9 protein-coding genes are annotated in these 6185 nt (G+C 64.7%); 8 read left to right on the top strand and 1 reads right to left on the bottom strand.

What is annotated here, in order from left to right; all coding sequences use genetic code 11:
* Positions 1-206 precede the first annotated feature (206 nt).
* Genes purD through GY725_10540 form a run of 3 tightly spaced genes read left to right on the top strand, consistent with a single transcriptional unit; the run spans position 207 to position 3284 of the window.
* Positions 207-1490, top strand: a complete 1284-nt coding sequence (purD, locus tag GY725_10550; GenBank protein MCP4004625.1) for a phosphoribosylamine--glycine ligase — start codon at positions 207-209, stop codon at positions 1488-1490.
* On the top strand, positions 1487-2089 hold the full coding sequence (locus GY725_10545; GenBank protein MCP4004624.1) for a threonylcarbamoyl-AMP synthase: 603 nt from the start codon (positions 1487-1489) through the stop codon (positions 2087-2089). The genes purD and GY725_10545 overlap by 4 nt, the downstream gene beginning before the upstream one ends.
* Positions 2082-3284 (top strand): DUF1015 domain-containing protein, encoded by a 1203-nt coding sequence (locus tag GY725_10540; protein ID MCP4004623.1) that lies wholly within the window; start codon positions 2082-2084, stop codon positions 3282-3284. The genes GY725_10545 and GY725_10540 overlap by 8 nt, the downstream gene beginning before the upstream one ends.
* Positions 3285-3299: 15 nt before the next feature.
* On the opposite strand, the gene GY725_10535 is transcribed toward GY725_10540, so the two are convergent.
* Positions 3300-3587, bottom strand: a complete 288-nt coding sequence (locus GY725_10535; GenBank protein MCP4004622.1) for a DUF721 domain-containing protein — start codon at positions 3585-3587, stop codon at positions 3300-3302.
* A 348-nt stretch (positions 3588-3935) separates the two neighbouring features.
* On the opposite strand from GY725_10535, the gene rpsP reads away from it, so the two are divergent.
* Genes rpsP through rplS form a run of 5 tightly spaced genes read left to right on the top strand, consistent with a single transcriptional unit; the run spans position 3936 to position 6138 of the window.
* Positions 3936-4196, top strand: coding sequence for a 30S ribosomal protein S16 (rpsP, locus tag GY725_10530; GenBank protein ID MCP4004621.1), 261 nt, complete (start codon positions 3936-3938; stop codon positions 4194-4196).
* Positions 4197-4203: 7 nt separating this feature from the next.
* Positions 4204-4452 carry a KH domain-containing protein gene (locus GY725_10525; GenBank protein MCP4004620.1) on the top strand — a complete coding sequence of 83 codons (249 nt, stop codon included), beginning with the start codon at positions 4204-4206 and terminating at the stop codon, positions 4450-4452.
* A 3-nt stretch (positions 4453-4455) separates the two neighbouring features.
* Positions 4456-5037, top strand: a complete 582-nt coding sequence (gene rimM / locus GY725_10520; protein MCP4004619.1) for a 16S rRNA processing protein RimM — start codon at positions 4456-4458, stop codon at positions 5035-5037.
* The gene (gene trmD / locus GY725_10515; GenBank protein MCP4004618.1) at positions 5037-5786 is read left to right on the top strand and encodes a tRNA (guanosine(37)-N1)-methyltransferase TrmD; all 750 of its coding nucleotides are present in this window, start codon (positions 5037-5039) and stop codon (positions 5784-5786) included. Before rimM ends, trmD begins: the two co-directional genes overlap by 1 nt.
* Complete coding sequence (rplS, locus tag GY725_10510; GenBank protein ID MCP4004617.1) at positions 5764-6138, top strand: 50S ribosomal protein L19; 375 nt, start codon at positions 5764-5766, stop codon at positions 6136-6138. The genes trmD and rplS overlap by 23 nt, the downstream gene beginning before the upstream one ends.
* Positions 6139-6185 lie beyond the last annotated feature (47 nt).

The following is a 6185-nucleotide window of genomic DNA, read 5'->3' as shown; positions in this document are numbered from 1 at the left end:
TGACCGTGCCCGGCGCAGCTTCTGGCTACGCAGTTGACCGTGCCCCGGCTCAGCGGTATACCCGCGGCTAGTGGTCGGTTGAAGAATCCGTGTGAGCCTGACTCTGGTCCGTTGAAGAATCTGCTGGTTGTGGCTCTAGTCCGGCTTGTTCGACAGTCTGCGAGCTGGTACTCCCCGCCGGCGTCCTTCGAAGGAGATCCCCCTAAATGCGTGTCCTGGTTCTGGGCTCCGGAGGTCGCGAGCACGCACTGGCCTGGGCCATCGCTCGGAGCCCGCTCGTCGACGAGGTGATCTGCGCACCCGGCAACGGCGGAATCGCGGGCGATTTTCGCGTGCTACCGCTGGATCTTTCGGATCACGTCGCCGTGCTCGAACTGGTGAAGCGCGAGGGGGTCCAACTCGTCGTCATCGGCCCCGAGGATCCACTCGTGGCCGGGCTGGCGGACTCGCTCGGAGAGGCCGGAGTGGCGGTTTTCGGACCGAGTGCGGAGGCCGCGCAGCTCGAGGGCAGCAAGCGCTTCGCGAAGGAGTTCATGGAGCGTCACGGGATTCCGACCGCGGCGCATCGGGCGTTTTGCGACGCCGCGTCCGCCGAGTCCTACGTGCGCGAACTCGCCGGTCCCTGCGTCGTGAAAGCCGACGGGCTGGCGGCGGGCAAGGGTGTGGCCGTGTGCGCCAAGACTGCCGAGGCGCTGAGCGCGATCCGCGAGATGATGCAGGAGCGGCGTTTCGGGGATTCCGGAGACTCCGTCGTCATCGAGGAGCGCCTGGTCGGTGACGAAGTTTCCTACTACGCGATCTGCGACGGCGAGCGCTTCGTCTGTCTGGCGGCTGCGCAGGATCACAAGCGCGCACTCGACGGTGATCTGGGCGAGAACACCGGAGGAATGGGCGCCTACTCGCCTACGCCCGTGGTCGATGCCGAACTGGAGCGCGAGATCGTCGAGCAGGTCGTGCGCCCGACCGTCGACGGCATGCGCAGTGAGGGTCGTCCGTTTCGCGGGGTTCTGTACGTCGGTCTGATGATCAGCGATGGCAAGCCCTACGTGATCGAATTCAACGTCCGTTTTGGCGATCCGGAGACGCAGGTGTTGATGTTCCGGATGGAATCCGATCTCATGCCGCTCTTGCTCGGTGCCGCGGAGGGACGCTTGCCCGAAGGAGAGGTCGGACTGGATTTCGGTCCACCCGCAGTGTGCGTCGCGATGGCGAGCGAAGGCTATCCGCGCAGCTACGAAAAGGGTCGCGAGATCACGGGCCTGGCCGAAGTCGCCGAACTCCCCGATGTGAAGGTGTTCCACGCGGGCACGCGACGCGAGGGCAATCGCATCGAGACTGCCGGAGGCCGCGTTCTGGGAGTGACCGCTCGAGCGGTCACGATCGCCGACGCCACGAGTCGCGCCTATGACGCAGTGGAGCGGATCCACTTCGACGGTGCGCAGTTTCGCAGCGACATCGCGAAGCGCGCGCTCGCGGAAACCGCGAGTTGATCGTCGACGTCTCGGGCGCCGTCGAAGTGCTCGAACGCGCCGAAGTGCTCGCGTATCCGACCGAGACCGTATACGGCCTCGGAGCCGATGCCGCTTCTCCTGTCGCGCTGGAGCGATTGCGTCAGCTCAAGGGGCGCGATCGCGAGTCGGGTCTTTCCGTGTTGATCTCGGGGACCGAAGCACTACGCGCCGCGGTTCCCGAGCTTTCCAAGGCTGCACTAAAGATCGCCGAGCGCTTCTGGCCGGGGCCGCTGACTCTCGTGCTGCCGACGAGCGAACCAGCACTCGCGGGTGTCGCGTCGCAACACGGCGTGGGTTTTCGCTGTTCGCCCCAACCGACCGCAGCCGCCTTGGCGCGCGCTTTTGGCAGGCCCCTGGTTTCGACCAGTTGCAATCCCACGGGTGCGACGCCCTGTGAATCGGCCGAACATGTGCGACGCGTTTTCGGTGACGCACTCCCGATCCTCGGTGGCGAGAAGAGTGGAGGTCAGGATCCGTCGACCGTCGTCGCACTCGACGCGTCGGGATCGCCTACTTTGTTGCGCGAGGGCGCCGTTCCCTACGGGAGCGTTCTGGAGGAGTTGGTCATTCATGAGTGAGATTCGCCCGTTCAGGGGATTGCGCTTCGCGCGGGACGCGCAGCCGCGACTCGCAGGTCCCTACGATGTGATCTACGCCGACGAGCGCGCGCAGCTCGGTGCCGAACCCGAGAATATCGTGCACCTGACCCTGCCACCGGGAGAGATGGGCGCGCGCGACTATGCGGCGGCGCGCACTTGCCTGGAGGACTGGATCGGGCGCGGCGTACTCGTGCGCGACGACGAACCGGCCTTGTACGTTCTGGAGGAGCGCGTGACGGATGGGCGCGTGCGCAGGGGGTTCGTCTCCACTGTCCGTCTGGCCGATTACGACGAGCGCGTGATCCTGCCGCACGAACGCACCATGAAGGGTCCGAAGATGGACCGTCTTCTGCTCACGCGCGCAGCGCAGGCCAACCTCGAGCCCACGTTCTTCCTGTACGAGGATCGCGAAGACAAACTCGCGCAGGCTCTCGATACCTCGTCGATGGGTGCGCCTCTGGTCGACTGCAGGGGCCCCGACGGTACCCACTTGAAGCTCTTTGCGCTCTCGGATGTCGCGCGCGTCGAAACCGTGCAGGGTTTCCTGAAGGATCGCTCGCTGATCATCGCCGATGGGCATCACCGCTACGAGACCATGCTGCGCTACCGCGATGAGTGCCGCGAGGCCATTCGCGAAGCGGGCGGAGAACCCGATCCCGAAGATCCGCATGAGTTCGTCATGGCCTATGTGGTGAACGCCTTCGATCCCGGATCGCGCATCCAGGCGATCCATCGCGTTTTGAAAGCCGAAGTCAACGACCCGCGCGCGGTCCTGGAGGCGGTCGGTTTCAAGATCGGCGAACTCGATACGTCTGTCTCGGGGAGCGATATCGTCGAGCAGTTGGCCAAGCACCGTGAGCAGTTTCACGCGTTCGTGCTCGCGTCTGGCGACGCCCCGCCACTACTCGCGACGCGGTCCCGCGGCCAGACGCTCGACGTCCAGGTGCTGCACGAAGAACTGCTTCCCGAACTCGGCGGCGAACTCTCCTTCGATTCGAAGCCAGAGCGCCTGCTCGAAAATGTTCGAGCCGGTAGCGTCAGCCTGGGTTTGTTCTTGAATCCGACCGGTGCCGACGAACTCTTCCGGGTCGTGCGGGACGGAACGGTTCTGCCGCAGAAGTCGACCTTCTTCAGCCCGAAGATCCCCAGTGGCCTGATCGTGCGGGACTTCTAGCCCGCACCTTGTCGGCTAGCGGTCTTCGAGCGGTCCGATGCGCAGGCGCAGGTCGCTTGGGGGGGCGTCGTCCATGAACTCGCTCAGACGCCTCAAAATGGTCTGTTTCTCCAGCTGGAGCCTCTGCATCCAGGCGGAATCCCTGACGTGCGCGTGAACCACTCCCGATCGGACTCCCGCCGGGCGGCAATGGGGTGAGAACTCCGGTCCCAGCGCTTCGTCCCAGATCCGGATCACGGTGACCGCCTGGGCCGTGCCCTCGAGCCCGACCTCGCTGAGCAGCTGCGGCAGCAGCTCTCCCACCGATTCGGCCGGTCCTCGTCGCGTTCGTTCCCCCATACCGTGACGGTAGCAGACGCGGGTGGCTCGCCGGGTTGCGCATGTCTGGTACCTTCGGGGGACTTTGCCGAGATCCGCATTCAGATGTGATTTTTGTGGCCGAGAGGTCGAGCGCGTGCGCCGGGTGGCTCTGGACGCCGATTACGACCGTTTGGGGCCGCGCCACGCCCTTCGCTACGCCTGTGATTCCTGTTCCAGGGATAAAGAAGCCGACCGCCGGCCCAAGGCGGTTGACGACAGCCCAAAGCCCTTATAGTTTCGGCCCTTCGCGTTCCGCCGACCCACCTGCGGGTCCCTAGAGGTTTTCCTTCAATGGTTAAAGTTCGCCTATATCGCACGGGTGCCAAGAAGCGCCCTTCGTATCGGATCGTCGCCATCGACTCGCGCAAGAAGCGCCAGGGTCGCGTGCTCGAGTTGCTGGGAACCTACGATCCGATCAAGGATTCGGCCGTGGTTCTGCGCCAGGAGGCTCTGGACCGCTGGATCGGCAAAGGTGCTCAGCTCAGCGACACCGTGGCTTCGCTGATCCGCAGAAAGAAACGCGAGGAGGCGGCGGCCGAGACCGGCGCCTGATCGAACGATGAAGGAGCTGATCGACTTCATCGCGCGCACGCTTGCGGACCAGCCCGACGAGGTCGAGGTGACGGAGTCCGACGACCGGCGGCAGCTACAGCTCCGTCTTGCGGACGACGACGTCGGTCGATTGATCGGGCGGCGCGGCCGCACCGCCAAAGCCATGCGGGTTCTTCTGGATTCGGGTCCAGACCGCCAGCGGCTCGATATCGAGGGCCACGGTGCCGAGGGCGAAGAAGAGGCCGCCGCGGAGTGAACCATGCTCGTGAGCAGCTCGGACGAGATGGAGACGGTAGCGCGCGGCGCTGCCGGTAACTGGGTCGAGGTCGGTCGGATTACCAAGTCCGTCGGTCTCGACGGCGGTCTCCTGATCCAGCTGCATTCCGAGGATGCGTCCAATCTGCTGGCCTGCGAGAGTATTCGGCTCGCGGGCCGCCCCGGAGAGATTCCGTTCAAGGTCGAGCGCTTCGAGCCTTCCAATCCCGCTGCTGATGGCCGGGCGCGCGTGCGTGCCTGGCTGGCGGGTCTCGACTCGCGGGAGCGCACGGAGCCCTGGCTGAGCGCGGGTGTCTCGGTTCCCGAATCTGCTCTGGCGCCCCTGCCCGAAGGCGAGTTCTATTGGCGCGATCTGATCGGCCTGTCCGTCCATACCCTCGGTGGCCGCGATCTGGGTCGGGTCGAGGATATCTGGCCGACCGGCGGCGTGGACCTGCTGGTGGTTCGAGCGGACGGCGAGCCCGTATTGATTCCGGCGCTGCGCAGCCTATTGAGCGAAATCGACACCGCCGCCCGCAAGATCTTCATCGACCCGCCTCCGGGTCTGCTGCCGGAGGACGACTGATGCCCTCTGGGCCTCGAATCGAGATCCTGACGATCTTCCCGGAGCTGGTGGAGAGTTTTCTCGAGGGTTCCCTGCTCGGCGCGGCTCGTCGCAGCGGCGTGGTCGACGTGCGGGTGAGCGATCTGCGCACCCATGCCACCGACCGGCACCGCACCGTCGATGATGCGCCCTTCGGCGGGGGCGACGGGATGGTCATGAAATGTGAGCCCGTGGTTCGAGCGGTCGAGGCCGTGGCCCGGCCCGGTGCGCGGGTCATCGCGCTGAGTCCTCGCGGCCGCCGCCTGGACCAGCCGATTGTGGAGTCCCTGGCCGATGAGCGGCAGATCGTGCTGCTCTGCGGTCGTTACGCGGGCTTCGATGAGCGGATTCTCGAAGCAACGGGTGCGGAGGAACTCTCGATCGGGGACTATGTGATCTCCGGAGGAGAAGCCGCTGCACTCGTGGTCACTGAAGCCGTGACCCGCTTGATTCCAGGAGTGTTGGGGAATCCCGTCTCTTTTGAGCAGGATTCGTTCCGGGATGGGCGATTGGAACATCCGGTCTACACTCGCCCGCGCGAGTTCCGGGGCCACACGGTTCCAGAAGTCCTACTCTCCGGGAATCACGCGGCAATCCAACGGCACAGACATAAAGAGTCACTTCGGTTGACCGTCAAGCGGCGGCCGGATTGCGTCGATGCAATCAAACTGAGCGAGGAAGATCGAAAGATCCTCCGGGAGCTGGAAAATGAGAGAGATTCAGGAGCTTGAACAGGCGTCGTTGCGCACGGATCACCCGGAGTTTCGTCCAGGGGACACCGTGCGAGTCCACGTACGCATCAGAGAAGGCGACAAGGAGCGGATTCAGGTCTTCCAGGGGGTGGTCATCCAGCGCCGCCGCGGTGGGATCCACGGTACGTTTACCGTCCGCAAAGTCTCTTATGGCGTAGGTGTCGAGCGGGTCTTTCCGACCCACTCCCCCATGATCGCGAAAATCGAACTCAAGTCGCGTGGGCGAGTACGCCGATCTCGTTTGTTCTATCTCCGTTCGCTTACCGGCAAAGCGGCGCGCATCCGCGACCGCATCGAGCCCAAGAGCGAGAAGAAGAAGAAGAAGACGTAAGGGACCGTATGCGGATAACCCGAATCCATCTGAGCGCGCGGGGGGAC

It is taken from the genome of bacterium, assembly GCA_024226335.1.
Lineage (GTDB): Bacteria > Myxococcota_A > UBA9160 > SZUA-336 > SZUA-336 > JAAELY01.
The sequence above is the reverse complement of the archived record's forward strand: the minus strand, read 5'-3'. Positions and strand labels throughout refer to the sequence as shown.